Genomic DNA, 21,574 nt, shown 5'->3' with positions numbered 1-21,574 from the left:
GGTGCACACCGCCCCGCCGAGACCACACTCTCGATCCGGGAACCACGGTTCCGATCCGGCCCCACCCCTTGGAGAACGCGTGAATACCTTTACTGCCGCGACCGACGCCGTGGGAGGCAGCGTCGGGCTGTCCGCCCTGGTCGGCTGCCTGCCTCTGCTGACCTTCTTCGTGATGCTGCTGGCCTTCAAGGCCAGCGCCTACGTAGCGGGTCTCACGTCCCTCGCCGTGGCCCTGCTGGTGGCCACCCTGGGCTTCGGCATGCCAGCGCACCTCGCCGCACTGACCGCCACCCAGGGCGCCGTCTACGGACTGTTCCCGATCGTGTGGATCGTGGTCATGGCCCTGTGGTTCTACCAGGTGACCGTGCTCTCCGGGCGTTTCGAGGACCTGCGCACCATCTTCGACACCATCGGGGGCGGTGACCTGCGCATCCAGGCCATGCTCATCGCGTTCTGCTTCGGCGGTCTGCTCGAGGCTCTCGCAGGCTTCGGCGCCCCCGTGGCGATCACCGCCACGATGATCCTGGCCCTTGGGCTCAAGCCTCTCAAGACGGCCACGCTGGTGCTGATCGCCAACACCGCCCCCGTGGCCTTCGGCGCGATCGCGATCCCCATCACCACCGCGGGCACACTCACGGACCTCGACCCGGCCCACATCGGTGCCGTGGTGGGTCACCAGGCCCCGTTCTTCGCGTTCGTGGTCCCCTTCTTCCTGCTGCTGATCGTCGACGGCGCCCGCGGTCTCAAGCAGGCCTGGCCCGCCGCCCTCGTGGTGGGCGGCAGCTTCGCGATCGCCCAGTGGTGGTGCGCCACGCACTTCTCGTACGAGCTCACCGACGTGGTGGCGTCCCTCGCCGGGCTCGCCGGTGTGGTGATCCTCATGCGCTTCTGGCGTCCCAAGGGCGCCGAGGCCGTGCGCGCGGACCTGGGCGTCTCCCGCCCGGAGGATGCTGCGGTACTCACGGCCGGGCGCGTGTGGATGGCAGTGCTGCCCTACCTGCTGGTGGTGGCCGTCTTCGGCGTCGCCAAGCTCTGGACCGCTGGGGTCAATGTGCCCAAGGCGCTGGCGTCCACGGACGTCAAGATCCCGTGGCCCGGCCTGAACGGGCACCTGCTCAATGCCAAGGGCGAAGCCATCTCGGGCACGGTCTATTCTTTCCAGTGGCTCTCCAGCCCCGGCACGCTGCTGCTCATCACCGGCCTGCTGGTGGCCGTGATCTACGCCCTGTTCAACCACCACGGGATGTTCCGACTCTCGATCGCGGATGCCCTTGCCGAAATCGGACGCAGCTTCTGGAAGATGCGTTTCTCCGCCCTGACCATCATGTCCGTGCTGGCACTGGCCTACGTGATGAACTTCTCCGGCCAGACCCTGGCGATCGGCACGTTCGTGGCCGGTCTTGGCGCGGCGTTCGCGTTCTTCTCCCCCGTGCTGGGCTGGGTGGGCACCGCGGTCACCGGTTCGGATACGTCCGCCAACGCACTGTTCGCCAACCTGCAGAAGACCGCGGCCCTTGGGTCTGGGCTGGACCCGCACCTGATGACCGCCGCGAACACGTCCGGCGGTGTGGTGGGCAAGATGATCTCGCCGCAGTCACTGGCCATCGCGTCCTCAGCAGTGGGCATGCAGGGCAAGGAGTCTCAGATCTTCCGCTCCGTGGTCCCGTGGTCCCTGGGCATGCTGCTGGTGTTGTGCTGCCTGGTGTTCCTGCAGTCCAACGTGCTCGCATGGATGCTGCCCGCCGCCTGAGCACTCCTGAGATACCAGACCGTCCGGGCGCCGCGGAGCTGCGGGCACCCCGGGGACGCCGAGCACCATGGGGCTCAGCACGCCATGGCACCCGCAACCCTGTGGGCACAGTGAGGAGCCCGGTCCGGCGGCACCTCGCCGCAACGGACCACGGACCCGCCCCGAGAGGAATCAATGAGCACCACCCCCGCCTACACCCTTGTGCTGGACTGGCTCGAACACCAGTTGCGCACGGGCGGGCTGCACGTGGGCGACAAGCTCCCCGCCGAACGCGCGCTCGCCGAGGACTTCGGCATCTCCCGGGCGTCGGTACGGGAGGCCGTGCGGATCCTCGCGGCCATGGGGCTCGTACGGACGGCCACGGGCTCGGGCCCGCAGTCCGGGGCCTCCGTTATCTCGGACCCCTCCGCGGCGCTCGGCTGGGCCCTGCGGATGCACATTGCCACCCGTTCCTTGCCGGTCGCGGACGTGGTGGGCACACGCGTGCTGCTGGAGAGCCACGCGAGTCTTGAGGCGGCGTCGTCGACCGGTCCGCACCGGAACGAGATCCTTGCGCAGGCCGGCGAACTGCTCGACCGCATGGACGACCCCGAGGTGAGCGACGCCGAGTTCCACGCGCTGGACGCGCAGTTCCACGTGCGCCTCGCATCCCTGAGCGGGAATGTGGTGCTCGAGACGATCATGGCGTCCCTGCGCGAAGCCACGATCGGGTACGTCCAGGAGACGGTCGCGAAGGTCACGGGCTGGCCGGAGATCCGCGCGCACCTGCAGCAACAGCACCGCGCGATCCTGCGCGCGACCACCGAACGCGACGGCGCCCTGACCGCGCGCCTGCTGCGCGAGCACATCATGTGGTTCTACGGCTTCGTGCCGGACGCGACCGGCACGGCCGACCAGGACCGAGCCAACCACGACCGCGCCGAACAGGACCGGGCCCGGGCGTCGGATCGATGAAGGGGCGCCGTTGACCCGCACGTCGGAAACTCCCCGGCACTCCCCTGACAAAGGAAAAACCCCGGCGCCTCCTGGCCGGGAGGCGCCGGGGTCAGGCTTGCATCCGCCCTGGCCCGCTGACGCGACGGAGGACCTCGGAACTGCACGCGAGGTGATCCAGGCCTCGCGGAGCTCTGTCACAAAGGGGTACGAGGACCCCCGTCGCGAGTTCAGCGGTCCGCTCCTACTCGGGGCCGTACGCCGTACACTCGCTCGACCCCCGTGGAGCGGTGGACATCTCTTCCGATGTCCACCACTAACTGTGCCGTACCGGGGACCCGCGCCACCATGGCCATTCGGCCAGTCTTCGAGCGTGAACCTGAAGGTAACCTGGGAATCAGGTCAGGCGGGGGTACCGCTCGTCGTCCAGCTCGGGATGCACGAGGCCCCACTGGATGCCCGAGATCAGCACCTGGACCCGATCCCGCACCGCGAGTTTCTCGCACAGATGGGACACGTAGGCCTTCACACTGCCGTGCGAGACGGACATGCGCTCGGCGATCTCATTGTTGTTGAGCCCCTTGGCGATCCACTCGAGCGTTTCGAGTTCGCGCGGCGAGAGCTTGGGCGCGTCCGGGTGGGGTCCCCGGGGTGCGGGTTCGACGGCGCCGGCCGCCGCCGCGCGCAGGTGACCGCGGCGCACGGAGGGCACCGGGACGTCCCCCAGCACGTTGTTGGCCAGCGAGCTGGCCACGGACGGGGACAGCGCGAGTTCGTCCTCGCGGATCAGGCTCACGGCGGAGACGATCTCGTCGTGCCGGGCGTCCTTGACGAGGTACCCGGAGGCCCCCGCGCGCAGAGCGGGGACCACGTACTCGAGGGTCGAGAACGTGGTCAGCGCGAGCACCTTGGTCTCCGGGCAACGCTGCACGATCTCCCCGGTGGCCTCGATCCCGTCCATCCCCGGCATACGGATGTCCATGAGCACCACGTCAGGGCGCAGTTCCAGGCACGTGGCCACGGCCTCCGCGCCGTCCGAGGCCTCCCCCGCGACCTCGAAACCCGGCTCCGCGCGGAACAGGTTCGCGAGGGCGTCACGCATGAGCGGATGATCGTCCACCAAGAGAAGCCTGCACAAATCCATGGCCTGATCATAAACTGAGCGCATGACTGAGCACTCGTCCCCCGTGACCACCACCACTTCGACTCGCACACGCTGGGTGCGCACCGCCACCGCGGCCCTGCTGAGCGGAGCCCTTATCCTCAGCGCGGCGCCGGCGCACGCCGCGTCCCCCACGGTCCCGCGCGGCCCCACGAACGTGATCTGCCACTACTGGCCCGTTCTCTGCCCCAACCGGTGATCCCGGGGGGTACTGCTATCGGGGTGGACCCCGCCCCTCGATCCGGCGGTATGCCGAGCTGGCTGCGTGTCGTCGTGGTGCTCTTCGCCGCGGTGGCACTGCTCGACGACCTGCGGTCCATGCCGTGGTCGTTCATGCCCCCGGCACCCGCCGTGCTCTCGAGCAGTTTCCTGGTCCTGAGCTACGGGGCCGTGGCGCTGCTCGCATGGTCGCCCCTCGCGAGCGCCGTGGCCATCACGCTGTCGTACGTGTTGGCCACGGTCTTGCACGACTACGCCCTGGCCCTGTTGTGCGGGTGCGTCGTGATGGTCGCGGTGCTCGCGATGCTCTCCCGCGGGACTGCGGTGGCCCACCTGGCGGTCACCGCCACGTGGATAGTCGTGTCTGCGGGGGTGCTGCGCAATTCCGATTTCGTGTGGACCGTGGGCATCCCCCTGGGTGTGTCCGCGCTGATCGGTGCGGCCGTGCGGTTCTTCGTGACCCAGTACCGGCTCAACACCCGCCGCCTCGCCGTTCTGGAGGTCACCCACCAGCGGCTGCGGGAGCAGGAACGGCTCGCCCTGGCCCGGGACCTGCACGACGTGGTCGCGCACGAACTGACCCTCGTGACCATGCAGGCTGCGGGGTCCCACCGGCAGCAGGACCCCGGGGAACTGCACCGCACGATCGACATGATGGACTCCGCCGCCCGCTCCGGGCTGCATGAGCTGCGCACGCTGCTGCACATCCTGCGGGACTCCCCCGGCGCCCCGGACGAGCGGGACAGCAGTTCCGGGCTCACCACGGGGTCCCTGTACGGCGTGGCCCGGGCACTCGCGGCGAGCCTCGAACGCGCCGCACTCGTGCCGGAGCTCGAACTGGGTGACGGCCTGGACGAGATCCCCACGTCCATCCGCGGCACCGCGGCCCGGGTGCTGCAGGAGGCCTCGACCAACATGATCAAGTACGCGCCCACGGGTTCCCGGTGCGCCCTGCGGGTGTTCGTCCGGGACGGCGCCGTGCACGTCCACGCCGAGAACCAGATCCGCCGGGGTGCCGGCACCGACTCCGGGCGCAGGGAACTGACCTCCGCGTTCGGGCTGCGCGGCATCCAGGAACGGGTCGCCCTGCTCAACGGTCAGGTGGAGTACGGTCCGCGCAATGCCGTGTGGCACCTGGACGTGCGGATCCCGGTCGCGTGAGTGACACCCCGGACGCCCCGAGGACCGGGACGGACGCGGTCGAGGCCGTGCGCGGCGTCGTCGTCGCGATCCCACCGGGCGCGGTGCTCAGCTACGGGGACGTGGCGGAACTCGCGTGGTTGAGCACCCCGCGGCTCGCGGCGCGGATCATGGCCATGGGCCTGGCCGGGACGGACGTCCCGTGGTGGCGTGTGGTGCGCGCGGACGGCACGCTGCCCGACCACCTGCAGATCACTGCGCGGGAACACTACGAACGCGAGGGCACGCCCCTGCGCGAGACCGACGCCCATTGGGTCCGCGTGGATATGCGCACCGGGCGCTGGGACGGCCGGTGAGCACCGGCGCGTGAGCGCGCCGACGCGTCAGTCTCGACAAAGTAGGACCCGCGCTGCCGCCAGCCTAGCGCCGGGCAGGATCCGTACTCGGCCGGATCAGTACTCGGGCGGGCCGGCGACCTCGAAGAACGGGCCGCGGGCGTCGAACACCCGACCGGTGAGCCGCTCGTACGCCTCCACGTAGCGCTCGCGTGTCTTGGCCACGACCTCCTCGGGCAGCTCGGGCACGGGGCCCTGGCCGTCCCACCCGGAGGCGTCCGAGCGCAACCAGTCCCGCACGTACTGTTTGTCGAAGGACGGTTGCGGGCGGCCCGGCTTGTAGGTCTCCAGGTCCCAGAACCGTGAGGAGTCCGGGGTGAGCACCTCGTCCCCCAGGGTGATGGCCCCGCGGTAGGAGTCCAGGCCGAACTCCACCTTGGTGTCCGCCACGATGATCCCCCGCTCCCGGGCGATCCGCTCGGCGCTCGAGTAGATCTTCAGGGACAGCTCCCGCAACCGGTCCGCCACGGAATTGCCCACCACGTTCGCCATTTCCTGATAGGTGATGGGCTCGTCGTGCTCCCCCAGTTCGGCCTTGCCCGTGGGGGTGAAGATGGGCTGCTCCAGCCGGTCGCCGTCCTCGAGGCCCTCCGGCAGCTCGATCCCGCACACCGACCCGGTGGCGCGGTAGTCCTTGAGCCCGGAGCCGGTGAGATACCCGCGCACGATGTTCTCCACGGGAAACATGGACAGGTTCTTGCACACGACCGCGCGCCCGCGCACGGACTCGTGAACGTCCGTGGTCAGGATGTGGTTCGCGATCCCGTCCAACTGCTGGAACCACCACAGGGACAACTGGGTGAGGATGACGCCCTTGTCCGGGATGGTGGTGGGCAGCACCTGGTCGAACGCGGAGATCCGGTCGCTCGCGACCACGAGCACGGCACCGGCGCGGTACTCGGCGTCGTCGTGGATCGCCACACCCGTGGCGCTGAGGCGGGACTCGTCCGGGACGTAGAGTTCCCGGACCTTGCCGGAGTAGACGTGCTTCCAGCCCGGGATCTCGAGGGGTGTGCCGTGCTCGCTCATGCCTGCTCCTCTGCTGTGGTCGCGGTGGGCGCCCCGGTGCGACCCGGCGTCCCGCCCGGGGCGTCCGTGGTGCCGGGACCCGGTTGGCCCCCGGGGACCGTGATCCGTCCCTCGGACGCGACCAGCGCGATGTCGGTGCGGTAGTGCGATCCGGGAAGGGTGATGCGCTCCATCCCACGATAGCCACGCTCGCGCGCTTCCCGCAGGTCCGCCCCGCGGGAGACGACGGCGAGCACGCGCCCGCCCGCCGAGACGATCTCCCCGGCGGCGTTGCGGTCTGTGCCGGCGTGGATGACCCACGTGTCCGGGTCCTGGGCGGCCTCGGCCAGCCCCGTGATCACGTCCCCCTTGCGCGGGGCGCCCGGGTAGTTGTGAGCCGCGAGCACGATGGTCACGGACGCGCCGGAGGCCCACTGGAGCTCCTCGCGCTCGGACAACCGGCCCTGCGCGGCGTCGAGCAGCAGTTCGCCCAGCGGGGTTTCGAGCACCGCCAGGACGGACTGGGTCTCGGGATCGCCGAAGCGCGCGTTGAACTCGATCACCTGGATGCCGCGCTCGGTCACGGCGAGACCGCAGTAGAGCACCCCCACGAAGGGGGTGCCGCGGCGTCGCAGTTCGTCGATCACGGGGCGGGCCACGCGGCGCACGACCTCGTCCGTGAACCCCTCGGGCAGCCACTCGAGCGGCGTGTAGGCGCCCATGCCACCCGTGTTGGGGCCCTGGTCACCGTCGCGAACGCGCTTGAAGTCCTGGGCCGGTTGCAGTGGGACCACGTTCTCGCCGTCGCTGAGCACGAACAGGGACACTTCCGGGCCGTCCAGGAACTCCTCGACGACCACGGCACCGCCCGCGTCCAGGCATTCACGCGCGTGGGCCTCGGCACGGTCCCGGTCCGGCGTGACCACCACGCCCTTGCCCGCAGCCAACCCGTCGTCCTTAACCACGTAGGGCGCACCAAAACGCTCGAAGGCCGCCCGCACGTCCGCGAGGTCCGTCGTGGCCACCGATCGCGCGGTGGGGACACCCGCCGCCGCCATGATCTCCTTGGCGAACGCCTTGGAGCCCTCGATCCGCGCGGCCTGTGCGGACGGACCGAACACGGGGATGCCCGCACGAGTGAGGGCGTCTGCGACACCGGCGACGAGCGGTGCCTCCGGTCCCACGACCACGAGGTCCGCGTCCAACTCCCGAGCCAGCGCGACCACGGCCTCCGGGTCCTGCGCGTTGAGGGGATGTACCGGGACGTCCTGGGCGATCCCCTGGTTACCGGGTGCGCTGTGCACCTCGCTGACGTGCGGGTCCCGTAGCAGGGACGTGATCATCGCGTGTTCGCGGCCCCCTGGGCCCACCACCAAAACCTTCACGCGCTCAGCGTATCGGCCACAGCCCCCGTCCGGGCAACGATTGCGCGGGCCACGCTGCCATACTGGAAGGTATGCAGACCTTCAGCTCGGACCAGGCCGTGGAACTCGCCGTGGTGCAACGCAGCGGCTTCGTGGAGTCCCGGCACAGCGGATCCGCCGTGGTGCTGGCACCTGACGGATCCGTGGCGTTCTCCGTGGGCGCTCCGGACGAGGCGATCTTCCCGCGCTCGACCCTCAAGCCGTTCCAAGCGATCGCCGCGATGAAGGCCGGGGCCCCGCTGCGCGGCGAGCAGGTGGCGATCGCGGCGGCGTCGCACACCGCCACGTTCGACCACCTGGACGCGGTCAACTCGATCCTCAAGGCGGCCGAGCTGGACCCCGAGGCGCTGCAGTGCCCGCCGGACTGGCCCCAGGACGAGGACACGCGCGCGTGGTTGATCCGCACCGAACGCGGCCGCAACCGCATGTGCATGAACTGTTCGGGCAAGCACGCGGCGTTCCTGCTCGCGTGCGTGACCAACGGGTGGCCCATCGACTCCTACCTGAATCCCGAGCACCCGCTGCAGCAGCTCGTGATCGAGACCATCGAGGAGTTCTCCGGCGAGCGCGCCCAGCACGTGGGCGTGGACGGCTGCGGTGCACCGCTCACGGCGATCACCCTCACCGGCCTCGCCCGCATGTACTCCACGCTGGGGCGCGCCGCACGCAACGTCCAGGCTGACGCCCGCGCCGCGACCGTGGCCACGTCCATGCTCGACTACCCCGAGTACGTCCAGGGCCCGGGGCGTTCGAACACCGTGATCATGGAGGAGCTGGACGTGATCACCAAGCTCGGCGCGGAGGGCGTGCTGGGGCTGGGCACCCGTTCCGGGTGGTCCGTGGCCATCAAGATGCTGGACGGTTCCTCGCGCGCCAACTCACTCGTGGGCCTCACACTGCTCGCGCACGCGGGTGCCGTTTCCCGGGCCGACGCCGATCGCGTCCTCGAACGCGTCACGCACCCGATCACCGGGGCCGGGCGGCCCGTGGGTGCCATCGAGCTCGCCGAGCCGCTGCGGGAACTCCTGGGCTGACCGCCCCCCCCGATCCTCAATCCGAGATCCACGATCCCAGAGGTGGGCCATGACGATCCGACGCAAGGTCGACCCGGCGGACGGCAGCCTCGCGCTCGCGCGCTGGCGTCGATCCCCTGACGAGGCCGACCGCCGCACCACGGCCACCGCGGTGCGCTACTGCCTCGAGGAACTCGCGAGTCGCGCTGAGGGCAATTCCGTGGAGGTGCGCGTGCCGCCCTTCGGCGTGACCCAGTGCGTCCCCGGTCCGCGCCACACGCGCGGCACCCCACCCAACGTGGTGGAGACCGACGCCACCACGTGGCTCGCGCTCGCGACCGGACGCGCACGGTGGACCGACAGCGTCCGCGAGGGCAGCGTCGCGGCGTCCGGGACGCGCACCGACCTCAGCGCGTGGCTCCCGCTGTTCGGCTGAGGCACCACCCACGCCCCACCGACGACATCGCGTGGCCCGCGCACGCCCGGATGCGCGATAACCTGGAAACCATGAGCTCCGCCGATCCCGAGACGCCCGCGCCCGCCTCGCAGCCCGGTTCCGCCACCGAACGGATGACGGTGCGCCGCGCCCCCAACATGATCGCGTTCCTCATCACGGGCGCGGCCGTCGGGGCCATCGCGGGACTGCTCGTGGGGGCGCTGGGCCCCGGATCGCTCGCCTACACCCGCGGGGCCATCATCGGGTTCTTCCTCATGACGTTCCTGATCGTGGGTGCGACCGTGGGTGCCGTGGTGGCACTCGTCCTGGACCGGATCTCCCTCAAACGCTCCCGGCACGTGACCGCGGAGGTCCAGGATCTTCACGGGGCGGACGAGCGCCCCGGCACATGAGACACTGTCTGCGTGGTTCGAGCTGACGGAAAACTCTCTCACGACCTCTTGCCCGGAGAAAAAGGCCCCCAGGACGCGTGCGGCGTGTTCGGCGTGTGGGCCCCGGGCGAGGACGTCGCCAAACTGACGTACTACGGCCTGTACGCGCTGCAGCACCGCGGGCAGGAGTCCGCGGGCATCGCGACGTCCGACGGGGAACGGATCTCGGTCTACAAGGACATGGGGCTCGTGTCCCAGGTCTTCGACGAGACCACGCTCAACACCCTCAAGGGGTACCTGGCCGTGGGACATGCGCGCTACTCCACCACGGGTGCGTCCCACTGGGCCAATGCCCAGCCCACCCTGGGTGCCACCCCGCACGGCACGCTCGCGCTCGCGCACAACGGCAACCTGACCAACTCCGCCGAGCTCTACGACCTGCTGCTCGACAAGTCCGGGTTCCCGTCCCGCGGTGAGATCGCCCGGGGCAACACCACGGACACCGCGTTGATCACCGCGCTGCTCGCGGAGCACCCCCTAAACTCGCTCGAGGAGGCGGCCATGATGCTGCTGCCCCGGCTCGTGGGGTCCTTCTGTCTCACGTTCATGGACGAGGCCACACTCTACGCCGCGCGCGATCCCCTGGGCGTGCGTCCCCTCGTGCTGGGCCGACTGGAACGCGGCTGGGTCGTGGCCTCCGAGACCGCTGCGCTGGACATCGTGGGCGCCTCCCTCGTGCGCGAGGTGGAACCCGGTGAGTTCATCGCAATCGACGAGAACGGCCTGCGTTCGCGCCGTTTCGCGGAGGCGAAGCCCGCGGGGTGCGTGTTCGAGTACGTGTACCTGGCCCGCCCCGACACCACGATCGCCGGGCGCTCCGTGTACGAGTCCCGCGTGGAGATGGGCCGACAACTCGCGCGCGAGCATGCCGTGAACGCGGACCTCGTGATGCCCACCCCCGAGTCCGGGACCCCCGCCGCGATCGGATACGCGGAGGCCTCGGGCATCCCGTTCGGACACGGACTCGTGAAGAACTCCTACGTGGGCCGCACGTTCATCGAGCCCTCGGACACCATCCGTCAGCTCGGGATCCGGCTCAAGCTCAACCCCCTGCGTTCGATCGTGGCGGGCAAGCGCCTGGTGGTCGTGGACGACTCGATCGTGCGCGGCAACACCCAGCGGGCCCTCGTGCGCATGCTGCGTGAAGCGGGGGCGGCGGAGATCCACGTGCGGATCTCCTCCCCGCCCATCAAGTGGCCGTGCTTCTACGGCATCGACTTCGCGTCCCCCGCGGAGCTGATCGCCAACGGGCTCGCCGTGGAGGACGTCCGCGCCTCCCTGGGCGCCGATTCCCTGGGGTACATCTCCGAGGAGGGGATGATCGAGGCCACCGCCCGCCCCCGTTCCACCCTGTGCACCGCGTGCTTCTCGGGTGATTACCCCACGGCCCTGCCCAAGGCGGACCGGCTCGGCAAGTCCGTGCTGGAATCCCCCGGGGCCCACGCGGAACCTTCCGAGGACCTCGTGGACCCAGCACCGCGCACCGACACCGCCCACGAGGAGACCACCGCATGAGCCAGTCCCGAGCCCACGGCACGGAAGCCGTCACCTACGCGAGCGCGGGGGTGGACGTCGAGGCCGGGGACCGCGCCGTCGAACTCATGAAGTCCGCCGTGAAGGCGACCCACACGTCCGGCGTGGTGGGCGGCGTGGGCGGCTTCGCCGGGCTCTTCGACGTCTCCGAGCTCACCGGCTACCGCAAGCCCTACCTGGCCACGTCCACGGACGGCGTGGGCACCAAGGTCGCGATCGCCCAGTCCCTAAACGTCCACGACACCATCGGGTGGGACCTCGTGGGCATGGTCGTGGACGACATCGTGGTCGTGGGCGCCAAGCCGCTGTTCATGACCGACTACATCGCGACCGGCAAGGTGGTCCCGGAACGCATCGCGGACATCGTGCGGGGCATCGCCGCGGCGTGCGAGGCCGCGGGCACCGCCCTCGTGGGCGGAGAGACCGCCGAGCACCCCGGGCTGCTGGGCGTGGACGAGTACGACGTCGCCGGTGCGGCCACCGGCGTGATCGAGGCGGACGAACTGCTCGGCCCGCAGCGCGTGCGTGACGGGGACGTCGTGATCGGCATGGCGTCCTCCGGGCTGCACTCCAACGGGTACTCCCTGGTGCGCCGGGTCATCAACGTGGCCGGTTGGCAGCTGGACCGCCAGGTCAGCGAACTGGGCCGGACCCTGGGCGAGGAACTGCTCGAACCCACGCGCGTCTACGCGGCGGACGTCCTGGACCTCGCGCGGGCGTTCCCCGTGAACGGTCCGGACGGCACCACGGGCCACGGCGTGCGCGGCTTCTCCCACGTGACCGGCGGTGGTCTCGCGGCCAACCTGGCGCGTGTTCTGCCCGCGGACCTGCAGGCCACGGTGGAGCGCTCCACGTGGTCCCTGCCGCCCGTGTTCCAGCTCGTGGCGCAGCTCGGTCAGGTGCCCCTGGCGGACCTTGAGCGCACGCTCAACCTGGGCGTGGGCATGGTCGCGATCGTGGACCCCGCCGTGGCTGACGCCGCCGTGGCCCACCTCACCGAACGCGGGCTGCCGTCCTGGATCATGGGCCGCGTGGGTCCCGTGGACCCGGACGCCTCCCGCCACGGCAGTGACTGGGTGCAGGGCGCCAAGGGCGTGGCTGGCGGCGGCGTGCTCATGACGGGTGACTACGCCCGCTGAACGTGCACCGAGCGCCCGCCACGCGACGGACACGCAAGGAACCGCCCACACGCTCGTGTGGGCGGTTCCTTGCTCTGCTGGTCACGATGACGACGCCGCCGCGGTGGCGCGGCGAGCGGATCAGTCGTAGTCCGAGTACTTCTCCGCGTAGGTCGAGTAGTCGTCCTCATCCTCGGGACGTTCCTCGTGATCCATGGCTCGGGAGGACGGTTTGCTGCTGCGCAACTCCCGCTGCAACGCCGAATAGTCGGTCTGCGGGCTGAAGTACTTCATCTCCCGCGCCTGTCGTGTCGCCTTCGCCTTTTGACGGCCGCGCCCCATGGCGTGACCCCCTCTGCGTCTCGTGTCCGATCGGCGGTACCGTGTTGAGCACACAGTACGGCCCCGGAGTGTCTTGTCAGTTTTTCGTGTGTCCAGGGTACATGTTTTGTACGCTTCTCGCGCACCCGCACGCCGTGCGTCCACCCCGGGCGAATCCCGGGCGAATCCCGGGCCCTCACGGCGTGGTTCGAGGAAACTCGCGGGGCGAATCCGGCCGGTACAGTGAAACGGCCCCGGCGGCGCAGTCCGCACATTCCCCGCACCAGAGCAGGTTTGCCATGAGTTCATCCCCGCGGAGGGTCCCGCCCTCCGAGAGTCCGTATCCCCATGACACCCACCCGGGCCTGGTGCCCGGGGTCTCGGTGGAGGAGCAGCGGGTGCGCTACCGCACGGACAAGATCACGTTCGGGGTCGCCGGAGCACTGATCGTGGGGTTCGTGGTGTGGGGTGCGGTCTCCACCGAATCGCTCACCACGGTGTCCAAAGGTGCGCTGGACGCGGTGGTGACCTACGGCGGATGGGTCTTCACCTTGTTGGCCGCCGTGATGCTGTTGTTCCTGCTCTTCGTGGGGTTCTCACGCTACGGCCGGATCCCTCTGGGCAAGGACGGCGAGGAACCGGCCTACTCCATGGGGTCGTGGATCGCCATGCTCTTCGCGGCGGGGATGGGCGTGGGGCTCATCTTCTTCGGTGTCTACGAACCCGTCACGTACTACATGACCCCTCCCCCGGGACGCGCCGCGGCGCAGAGCTACCACGCGATGCATTCCGCACTCGCACAGACCATCTTCCACTGGGGACTGCAGGCGTGGGCCATCTACGCGCTCGTGGGGGCGGCCGTGGGCTACGCGGGCTATCGCCGTGGGCGGCCCCTGCTGATGTCCGCGATCTTCGGCCAGCGCGCGCACCTGAGCGTGGGCGGGCGGCTCATCGACATGTTCGCGATCGTGGGCATCCTCTTCGCGACCTCCGCCTCCCTGGGATTGGGCACGCTGCAGATCGGCCGCGGTCTGCAGATCATCACCGGTCTCGGTGAGGTGGGCAACGCGGTGCTGATCGCGATCATCGCGGTGCTCACGTGCGTGTTCCTGATCTCCGCGGTCTCCGGCGTGGCCAAGGGGATCCGCAGGCTCTCGAACTTCAACATGGTGCTCGCGGCCGTGGTCGCGTTCTTCCTGTTCGTGGCGGGCCCCACCGTGTTCCTGCTGAACTTCATCCCCTCGGTCGTGGGCACGTACTTCGGTGAGATGTTCCAGATGCTGTCCCTCTCCGCGTCCTGGGGCAGGGAGGCCGAGGAATTCATGCGCTCATGGACCCTGTTCTACTGGGCGTGGTGGGTTTCGTGGGCGCCGTTCGTGGGCGTGTTCGTGGCCCGCATCTCCCGCGGGCGCACCCTGCGCCAGTATGTGAGCGTGGTACTGCTGGCACCCACCGTGATCTGTGTGCTCGCGTTCTCGGTCTTCGGCGGCACCGCCATCTGGTTGCAGCGCGACGGCGTGGACATCGCGGGTGCCGCGTCCCCCGAGGACATGCTCTTCCGCGTCCTGGACGCCCTGCCGTTCGCGCAGATCACGCCCATTGCGATCATCGTGCTGCTGGCCGTCTTCTTCATGACGTCCGCGGACTCCGCGACGCTCGTGATGGCGTCCATGTCCCAGCAGGGCAAGCCCGAACCGGACCGGAAGATCATCATCTTCTGGGGTGTGGCCCTGGCCGGGGTGTCCTCCGTGATGCTCGCGGTGGGCGGGGCGAACGCCCTGCAGGGTCTGCAGGACCTCGTGACCGTGGCGGCGCTGCCGTTCGCGGTGATCCTGCTGGCCCTGATCCCGGCGTTCCTGCGGGACCTCTCCACCGATCCCATGAGTCTGCGCCACCACTACGCGCGCACGGCGCTCGACAACGCGGTACGCCAGGGCATGGACGAGCACGGGGACGACTTCGCCCTGGAGGTCCGCCACCAGGAGGGCCCCGCCGCGGCCGGTCACGACGTGGACTCCACGGGGGAGCGCATGAGTTCGTGGTACCAGCGCACCGACGAGAACGGTCAGCCCGTGGAGTACGACTACCGTCAGGACACCTACGTGGACGCGCGGCCGGCCGTGGCCGATCAGCCGGCCGCGGGCGAGAGGCCCACCGTGGATGAGCGGTCGCCCCGGAACGGACGACCGCCCGAGCAGCACTAGGCTCCTCGGGCGGTCTCGGTCACCGCGAACGCATCCGCGGTAGCCGGGGTGTCACTCGTCGACGATCTCCGCGTCCACGACGTCGTCGCCGCTGTCCCGCGCCGGGGCGTCGTGGGCGTGCGCGGCGTCGTCGTCCTGCGGGTCGTCGCCGTGCGAAGCCGTGACAGTCAGGCCGTCCTGGGCGACGTCCGGGTTGACGTCCACGAGCACGGTGTCCCCGTCCGTGATGGCGCCGGAGAGCAGCCCGCGCGCCAAGCGGTCACCGATCTCGCGCTGCACGAGCCGACGCAGCGGGCGGGCACCGTAGGCGGGGTCGTAGCCCGTGATACCCAGCCACTCGCTAGCCCCGGGCGTGACCTCCAAGGACAGGCGCCGCTGCTCGAGACGGTGCGCGAGCTGGGCCACCTGGATGTCCACGATCTTGGCCAGGTCCTCGGTGCTCAGCGGGTCGAACATGATGATGTCGTCCAACCGGTTGAGGAACTCCGGCTTGAACGAGGCGTTGACCACGCCCATCACGGCGTTCTTCTTGGCCTCCTCGTCCATGGTGGGATCCACCAGGAACTGGCTGCCCATGTTCGAGGTCAGGATCAGGATCACGTTGCGGAAGTCCACCGTGCGGCCCTGCCCGTCGGTCAGGCGACCGTCGTCCAGGACCTGCAGCAGGATGTCGAAGACCTCGGGATGGGCCTTCTCGACCTCGTCGAGCAGCACCACCGAGTACGGACGACGCCGCACGGCCTCGGTCAGCTGCCCACCCTCGTCGTAGCCCACGTACCCCGGAGGGGCACCGACCAGGCGTGAGACGGAGTGCTTCTCCGAGTACTCGGACATGTCGATGCGGATCAGGGCGCGCTCGTCGTCGAACTGGAAGTCCGCGAGGGACTTGGCCAGCTCGGTCTTGCCCACGCCCGTGGGACCCAGGAACAGGAACGAGCCGATGGGGCGGTCCGGGTCCGAGATCCCCGCGCGGGAACGCCGTACGGCGTCCGCGACCGCACTCACGGCCGGCTTCTGCCCGATCAGGCGCTTGCCCAGCAGCTGCTCCATGTGCAGCAGCTTGTCGGACTCGCCCTGCAGCATCTTGCCCGCGGGGATACCGGTCCACGCGGAGATCACCTCGGCGATGTCGTCCGCGGTAACCTCCTCCGAGACCATGGTGTCATGCCGGGCCCCGGCCTCCTCCTGCGCCTGTGCGGCGTCCAGGTCCTTCTGCAGAGCCGGGATCTCGCCGTACAGCAAGCGGGAGGCCTCCCCCAAGTCACCGTTGCGCTGGGCGCGTTCGGCCTGCGAGCGCAGGTCGTCGATCTGCGCCTTGAGGTCACCCACGCGGTTGAGTCCGGCCTTCTCGGCCTCCCACCGCGCGTTGAGGGCATCCAGCTCGGCCTCCTTGTCCGCCTTGTCCTGGCGCAGAGCGGCCAGACGTTCGACGGACGCGGGGTCTGTCTCCCCGTCCAGGGCCAGTTCCTCCATGGTCAAGCGGTCCACGGAGCGGCGCAGCTCGTCGATCTCCTCCGGGGCGGAATCGATCTCCATGCGCAACCGGGACGCGGCCTCGTCAATCAGGTCGATGGCCTTGTCCGGGAGCTGACGGCTGGGGATGTAACGCTGGGACAGTTGAGCGGCGGCAACGAGTGCCGAGTCCGCAATCTGCACCTTGTGGTGCGCCTCGTAACGCTCCTTCAACCCGCGCAGGATCGCCACGGTGTCCTCGACCGAGGGCTCCCCCACGTAGACCTGCTGGAACCGACGCTCCAGGGCGGCGTCCTTCTCGATGTTCTCGCGGTACTCGTCCAGCGTGGTGGCACCAATCAGGCGCAGCTCACCGCGGGCCAGCATGGGCTTGAGCATGTTGCCCGCGTCCATGGACCCCTCGGACGCACCCGCGCCCACGACCGTGTGGATCTCGTCGATGAACGTGACGATCTGACCCTCGGACTTCTTGATCTCGTCCAGGACGGCCTTGAGGCGTTCCTCGAACTCCCCGCGGTACTTGGCGCCGGCCACCATGGACCCCAGGTCCAGGGAGATCAGGGTCTTGCCGCGCAGCGACTCGGGTACGTCCCCGGCCACCATGCGCTGGGCGAGGCCCTCGACCACGGCGGTCTTACCCACACCGGGCTCACCGATCAGCACGGGGTTGTTCTTGGTCCGGCGCGAGAGCACCTGGACCACGCGGCGGATCTCCGAGTCACGCCCGATCACGGGATCGAGCTTCCCCTCGCGGGCGATCGCCGTGAGGTCCGTGCCGAACTTCTCGAGGGACTGGAAGGTCCCCTCCGGGTCCGGGCTGGTGACCCGACGGTCACCGCGCACCTGCGGGATGGCCTGTGCGAGCGCCTCCGTGGTCACGCCCGCCGCCTGCAGCGCCTCGGCGGTCTTGTCGCGTCCCGCGGCCAGACCGTAGAGCAGGTGCTCGGTGGAGACGTACTCGTCCTTGAGGTCACGCGCGTAGTTCTCCGCGGCCTGCAGTGCCTGCAGCGCGGTGCGGCTCAGCTGGGGCTGGGCCGTGGAGGTCCCGGATGCGCTGGGCATCTCGTGGATGATGTTGCTCGCCTTGATGGACACGGCGTCCGCGTTGGCACCGGTGGCCTGTAGGACAGCGACGGCCACGCCGTCGCGCTGGTCCATGAGCGCCTTGAGGACGTGGGCGGGCTCGATATTGGGGTTGCCCGCGGTCGCGGCATTCGACGCTGCAGCGCTCAGGGCTTCTTGAGACTTGGTCGTGAACTTGGTGTCCACGGCGGCTCCTTCCGACAGTAGTGATGACGTTGACTTCAGTTAACTTGAGTCTACTACGCTCAACTTGATACGGGAAGCCCGATATTCCGCTCAGCGCGAAATGATTTGTCAATTCATTTTCCATTTCGAGTTTCGGCCTAACCGGGTGGAAATAGATTATCGAATGCTCTATACCAATCCCCCGATAATATGTAGCCTTATTAAATCCACCACATGCTGTAGGAAAGGTGCCACTATGAGCAACAACAACGATCAGCGTCGAGCTGGTCAACAGACCCACTCCCAGGGTTCCACCGAGGTCCCGTCCAAGAAGGACGTCGCCGCGGAATCCGGCAAGGTCGAGGCGCAGCAGCTCAAGAACGAGGCGGCTGGATCCGGCCGCCGCGTGAAAGAGACCGCCAAGGAGCAGGCCGTCGCCGCCAAGGACGAGGCCATGGGCCAGGCGCACGACCTGTGGGGCCGCCTCAAGGAAGACCTACAGGGCTACGTGGGCCCGCAGCAGGAGCGCCTCGCATCGACCGTCCGCTCCGTGAGCGATGAGGTGGACGCCATCTCCCAGGGCAAGAAGCCGGAGACCGAGTACGTCAGTGGCCTGCTCGGCAACGCCTCGGGCACCGTGAACTCCCTCGCGTCCTCGCTGGAGAACAAGGACCCGCAGCAGCTGCTCGGTGACGTACGCCGTTTCGCTGCCCGCCGTCCCGGGACCTTCCTGGCCATCGCGGCCGGCATCGGTCTGCTCGCCGGGCGCGCCACGCGCAGCGCCAAGGACAGCGACGAGATCGGCAACGACCACCACGACACCGTCGCCCGCACCCAGGCACCCGCGTACGGCACCCCCAGCACGGGTGACACGTACGCGTACCGCAACGACACCCGTGGCGAGGGCACCCGCACCTACACCGACCGGGTTCCCGGCACGGTCTACCCGGATCAGCGCGACGCGCAGGTTCCCGGCACCACGTACCCCGGTCAGGGCGACACCCAGGTCCCCGGCACCACCTACCCCGGACAAGGCAGTGAGCGTCGATGAGTCACCCCATTCCCCCGTCGGAACCCGAAGAGCGGGCGGAGCACGAGTCGCTCGGTGAGATGTTCAAGTCTCTGAGCACCAACCTGACCACCCTGATCCAGCAGGAGATCGCGCTGGCCAAGGCCGAGGCGAACGTGGCGATCCAGAAGGCCACGGACTCCGTAAAGGTCACAGGTAAGGGCGCGGGACTGTTGGGAGGCGCCGGTGTGGCCGGCCACTTCGTGCTCCTGTTCCTATCCCTGGCCCTCATGTGGGCCCTGGGCAACCTGGTGGGTCTTGGCTGGTCGGCCGTGATCGTGGCGGTCATCTGGGCGATCATCGCCGCGATCCTCGCCGCGGTGGGCAAGAAGAACCTGGACCGCGGCAAGCGCAAGATGGCCCAGGCCACCAAGGACCCGCTGCCCCGAACCCGCGAAACCGTCAGCGAAATTCCGGATACCGTGAAGCCTTCCAAGGAGACCCGATGAGCCAGCAGAACCCCGATCAGATCCGCGCCGACATCGAAGCCACCCGTGCACGCCTGAATGCGGACGTGGACGCCGTGGCGGAGAAGGTCACCCCGGAAAAGGTGGTCGACCGTCAGAAGAGCAAGGCCCGCCACAAGATCCAGGACGTCCGTGAGTCCATCATGGGCTCCGCAGAGGACGCCCGGGACACAGGCCGCGACCTTCGTGACGAGGCCTCCCACCGCATGGACCAGGCCGGCGAGGCCATCAGCAACGCCCCGGCCGCCGCCCGGGCCAAGACCCGTGGCAACCCCATGGCCGCGGGCCTGATCGCCCTCGGTGCCGGTTGGTTGATCGGTTCCCTGCTGCCCTCGAGCCAGAAGGAGCAGGAGCTCGTGGCCGAGGCCGCCGACCGCGTCCAGCCGCACCTGCAGAGCGCCATAGATTCCACCAAGGAAGCCGCGCAGGAGATCGCGGACGACCTGAAAAAACCGGCCAAGGAGGCTGCGGAGTCGGTCAAGCAGACCGCGCAGTCCGGCGCCCAGGAGGTCAAGGAGCAGGGTCAGCAGGAAGCCGGCCAGCTCAAGGGCTCCGCGCAGGAGCACGCCAAAAACGTCAAGGACGACACGCAGCGGGCCTGATCCGCTCGTGATCGCACCCGAGGGCCCCTGACCGGGAACGGTCAGGGGCCCTCGGGCCTTTCTCACCCCTGCCTCGGGCATAATAGAGGTGGGACGCGCGTGCCGCTCCCCAGAGTTCTCTCCCCACCCGCAGTCTCCGAAGGAATCCGCCGTGGACACCGATTCACCGTCCGATGAGACCACCCCGCGCAAGCCGAGTCGGCTGCAGCGTTTCAACAAGGTGGTGATGCGCTTCGTGGGACCGGCCAACCGCAGCTCCATGAACCTGCGGGGCAACACCGAGATGACCCCCGAGGCCCAGGACTGGTACCGCAACCTCCAGGACGACTACGAGATGGTCAGGGATTCCGACGGCCGCAGCTATCTGCGCCGTCGTGATCGCTAGCGCCCGCGGCACCCGGTCTCACGTCCAGACCCCGGAGGTCCCGCGGCGGTGGCTGCCCACCAAGTGGGTGTCCACCATCCCGATCGCTTCCATGAGTGCGTACATGGTCGTGGGGCCCACGAACACGAACCCGCGCCGTTTCAGTTCGCGGGACAGGGCCCTGCTCTCATCCGAGGTGGTCGGGACGTCCGCGAAGCGATCGGGATGCGGGGTGCTGCTCGGCATGAAGGACCACACGAGGTCCGCCAGACCGCCGTCCTCGCGCAGAGCCACGGTGGCTCGCGCGTTCGTCACGGTCGCCTCGATCTTGCGCCGGTTGCGGATGATCCGCGCGTCCCCCAGGAGCCGCTCGACGTCCCGTTCGTCCATGGCCGCCACGGCCTCCGGGTCGAAGCCGTGAAAGACCTCCCGGAACGCCGGCCGTTTCGCGAGCACCGTGCGCCATGACAGCCCGGATTGGAACGCCTCGAGCGTCACGCGCTCGAACAGCCCGGTCTCGTCCCGCACCGGCACGCCCCACTCGTGGTCGTAGTACTCCCTGAGCAGTGGGTCCGAGGCCGCCCATCTGGGCCGGGCGAGACCGTCCGCACCGATCACGAGATCGGGATCACTCATGCTGCCTCCCCTTCGTGCGCGGTGGGTGCCCGGAGCTCGAAGAGTGCGCACTCGGCGTCGTAGTACGCTCGGCTGAGACCGCGGTGGGTCATGCCCAGGCGATGACACACGGCCTGCGACGCCCGGTTGGCCGGGTGCGTCACGGCGACCACCCGGTCCTGACCGTGCTCGAAGGCGTGGGCCAGCACGGCACGGGCCGCCTCCGTGGCGTATCCGCGTCCCCACGCGCGCGGGTGCAGGTGCCACCCGACCTCCACGTCGGTCGCGGTGTTCGTGCCGGAATCGGGGATGGGCTTGAGCAGCAGGGTCCCCGCGAGGGCGCCGACCGGGTCGACGATGGCCCACACACCGAGCACCGGCTCGTGCGCGTAGCCCTGGTCCCAGCCCCGGATCTTCTCCCGGGCCTGCCCGTCCGAGCTCACGCGCTGCGTGCCGTCCCCGATGTAGCGCTGCACCTCGGCGCGCGCATACAGGTCACGCACGAACGCGGCGTCGTCCGCGCGGTAGGCACGCAGCATGAGTCGCGGCGTGCGCAGCGGCACCGTCACGGTCGTTCCCGGGACGACGACGTCGCGCTCGCCGGCGCGGGCCCGGCACCGGCGGCGTC

The 21,574-nt window shown here is 69.3% G+C and carries 22 protein-coding genes; 15 read left to right on the top strand and 7 right to left on the bottom strand.

What is annotated here, in order from left to right:
* Positions 1-79 precede the first annotated feature (79 nt).
* Complete coding sequence (locus tag B3I25_RS10390; protein WP_286738879.1) at positions 80-1,750, top strand: L-lactate permease; 1,671 nt, start codon at positions 80-82, stop codon at positions 1,748-1,750.
* A 174-nt stretch (positions 1,751-1,924) separates the two neighbouring features.
* A complete protein-coding gene (locus B3I25_RS10385) occupies positions 1,925-2,704 on the top strand; it encodes a FadR/GntR family transcriptional regulator (protein ID WP_286738877.1) in 780 nt (259 codons plus the stop codon).
* Positions 2,705-3,080: 376 nt separating this feature from the next.
* Here the strand turns inward: B3I25_RS10385 and B3I25_RS10380 are convergent, their stop codons facing one another.
* A complete protein-coding gene (locus B3I25_RS10380) occupies positions 3,081-3,827 on the bottom strand; it encodes a response regulator transcription factor (RefSeq protein ID WP_035964139.1) in 747 nt (248 codons plus the stop codon).
* A 22-nt stretch (positions 3,828-3,849) separates the two neighbouring features.
* Here B3I25_RS10380 and B3I25_RS10375 point away from each other — a divergent pair, with 22 nt between their 5' ends.
* From B3I25_RS10375 to B3I25_RS10365, 3 genes are read left to right on the top strand one after another with little or no spacing between them, the layout of a single operon-like run.
* The gene (locus B3I25_RS10375; protein WP_064846363.1) at positions 3,850-4,044 is read left to right on the top strand and encodes a hypothetical protein; all 195 of its coding nucleotides are present in this window, start codon (positions 3,850-3,852) and stop codon (positions 4,042-4,044) included.
* 50 nt (positions 4,045-4,094) lie between these two features.
* Entirely contained in the window at positions 4,095-5,225 is a 1,131-nt protein-coding gene (locus tag B3I25_RS10370; RefSeq protein WP_286738876.1) for a sensor histidine kinase, read from the top strand.
* Positions 5,222-5,560: an MGMT family protein gene (locus tag B3I25_RS10365; RefSeq protein ID WP_231885550.1), complete on the top strand. Its 339-nt coding sequence runs from the start codon at positions 5,222-5,224 to the stop codon at positions 5,558-5,560. The genes B3I25_RS10370 and B3I25_RS10365 overlap by 4 nt, the downstream gene beginning before the upstream one ends.
* A 96-nt stretch (positions 5,561-5,656) precedes the next feature.
* Here the strand turns inward: B3I25_RS10365 and B3I25_RS10360 are convergent, their stop codons facing one another.
* On the bottom strand, positions 5,657-6,628 hold the full coding sequence (locus B3I25_RS10360; protein WP_085106185.1) for a phosphoribosylaminoimidazolesuccinocarboxamide synthase: 972 nt from the start codon (positions 6,626-6,628) through the stop codon (positions 5,657-5,659).
* Positions 6,625-7,992, bottom strand: coding sequence for a phosphoribosylamine--glycine ligase (gene purD / locus B3I25_RS10355; protein ID WP_286738874.1), 1,368 nt, complete (start codon positions 7,990-7,992; stop codon positions 6,625-6,627). Before purD ends, B3I25_RS10360 begins: the two co-directional genes overlap by 4 nt.
* A 71-nt stretch (positions 7,993-8,063) precedes the next feature.
* On the opposite strand from purD, the gene B3I25_RS10350 reads away from it, so the two are divergent.
* The 5 genes from B3I25_RS10350 (at position 8,064) to purM (ending at position 12,604) form a co-directional block, all read left to right on the top strand.
* Positions 8,064-9,065 carry an asparaginase gene (locus B3I25_RS10350; RefSeq protein ID WP_098053735.1) on the top strand — a complete coding sequence of 334 codons (1,002 nt, stop codon included), beginning with the start codon at positions 8,064-8,066 and terminating at the stop codon, positions 9,063-9,065.
* 49 nt (positions 9,066-9,114) lie between these two features.
* Positions 9,115-9,480 carry a sterol carrier family protein gene (locus B3I25_RS10345; RefSeq protein WP_064846357.1) on the top strand — a complete coding sequence of 122 codons (366 nt, stop codon included), beginning with the start codon at positions 9,115-9,117 and terminating at the stop codon, positions 9,478-9,480.
* Between the two features lie 71 nt (positions 9,481-9,551).
* The gene (locus B3I25_RS10340) at positions 9,552-9,893 is read left to right on the top strand and encodes a hypothetical protein (protein ID WP_064846356.1); all 342 of its coding nucleotides are present in this window, start codon (positions 9,552-9,554) and stop codon (positions 9,891-9,893) included.
* A gap of 12 nt (positions 9,894-9,905) precedes the next feature.
* Positions 9,906-11,447 (top strand): amidophosphoribosyltransferase, encoded by a 1,542-nt coding sequence (gene purF / locus B3I25_RS10335; protein WP_064846355.1) that lies wholly within the window; start codon positions 9,906-9,908, stop codon positions 11,445-11,447.
* Entirely contained in the window at positions 11,444-12,604 is a 1,161-nt protein-coding gene (gene purM / locus B3I25_RS10330) for a phosphoribosylformylglycinamidine cyclo-ligase (protein WP_286738871.1), read from the top strand. Before purF ends, purM begins: the two co-directional genes overlap by 4 nt.
* 120 nt (positions 12,605-12,724) lie before the next feature.
* Here purM and B3I25_RS10325 read toward each other — a convergent pair whose 3' ends face one another.
* Complete coding sequence (locus B3I25_RS10325) at positions 12,725-12,925, bottom strand: DUF3073 domain-containing protein (protein WP_064846353.1); 201 nt, start codon at positions 12,923-12,925, stop codon at positions 12,725-12,727.
* A 278-nt stretch (positions 12,926-13,203) separates the two neighbouring features.
* On the opposite strand from B3I25_RS10325, the gene B3I25_RS10320 reads away from it, so the two are divergent.
* A complete protein-coding gene (locus B3I25_RS10320; protein WP_098053731.1) occupies positions 13,204-15,108 on the top strand; it encodes a BCCT family transporter in 1,905 nt (634 codons plus the stop codon).
* A 51-nt stretch (positions 15,109-15,159) separates the two neighbouring features.
* Here B3I25_RS10320 and clpB read toward each other — a convergent pair whose 3' ends face one another.
* Positions 15,160-17,850 carry an ATP-dependent chaperone ClpB gene (gene clpB, locus B3I25_RS10315; RefSeq protein ID WP_193519001.1) on the bottom strand — a complete coding sequence of 897 codons (2,691 nt, stop codon included), beginning with the start codon at positions 17,848-17,850 and terminating at the stop codon, positions 15,160-15,162.
* Positions 17,851-18,085: 235 nt separating this feature from the next.
* Between clpB and B3I25_RS10310 the strand changes: the two genes are divergently transcribed.
* The 4 genes from B3I25_RS10310 (at position 18,086) to B3I25_RS10295 (ending at position 20,352) form a co-directional block, all read left to right on the top strand.
* The gene (locus B3I25_RS10310; protein ID WP_064846350.1) at positions 18,086-18,880 is read left to right on the top strand and encodes a hypothetical protein; all 795 of its coding nucleotides are present in this window, start codon (positions 18,086-18,088) and stop codon (positions 18,878-18,880) included.
* Positions 18,877-19,347: a phage holin family protein gene (locus B3I25_RS10305; protein ID WP_085106178.1), complete on the top strand. Its 471-nt coding sequence runs from the start codon at positions 18,877-18,879 to the stop codon at positions 19,345-19,347. Before B3I25_RS10310 ends, B3I25_RS10305 begins: the two co-directional genes overlap by 4 nt.
* Positions 19,344-19,967 carry a DUF3618 domain-containing protein gene (locus B3I25_RS10300; protein WP_286738868.1) on the top strand — a complete coding sequence of 208 codons (624 nt, stop codon included), beginning with the start codon at positions 19,344-19,346 and terminating at the stop codon, positions 19,965-19,967. Before B3I25_RS10305 ends, B3I25_RS10300 begins: the two co-directional genes overlap by 4 nt.
* A 151-nt stretch (positions 19,968-20,118) precedes the next feature.
* Positions 20,119-20,352 (top strand): hypothetical protein, encoded by a 234-nt coding sequence (locus tag B3I25_RS10295; protein ID WP_064846347.1) that lies wholly within the window; start codon positions 20,119-20,121, stop codon positions 20,350-20,352.
* A gap of 18 nt (positions 20,353-20,370) precedes the next feature.
* On the opposite strand, the gene B3I25_RS10290 is transcribed toward B3I25_RS10295, so the two are convergent.
* Together B3I25_RS10290 and B3I25_RS10285 are read right to left on the bottom strand one after the other, a co-directional pair.
* Entirely contained in the window at positions 20,371-20,967 is a 597-nt protein-coding gene (locus tag B3I25_RS10290) for a DNA-3-methyladenine glycosylase I (protein WP_064846346.1), read from the bottom strand.
* Positions 20,964-21,574: GNAT family N-acetyltransferase (locus B3I25_RS10285; protein WP_349676541.1), on the bottom strand; the 611-nt coding region annotated here is incomplete at its 5' end. The genes B3I25_RS10285 and B3I25_RS10290, both read right to left, overlap by 4 nt.

This window comes from Kocuria sp. UBA1838, assembly GCF_002338785.1.
Taxonomy (GTDB): Bacteria; Actinomycetota; Actinomycetes; order Actinomycetales; family Micrococcaceae; genus Kocuria; species Kocuria marina.
The sequence above is the reverse complement of the archived record's forward strand: the minus strand, read 5'-3'. Positions and strand labels throughout refer to the sequence as shown.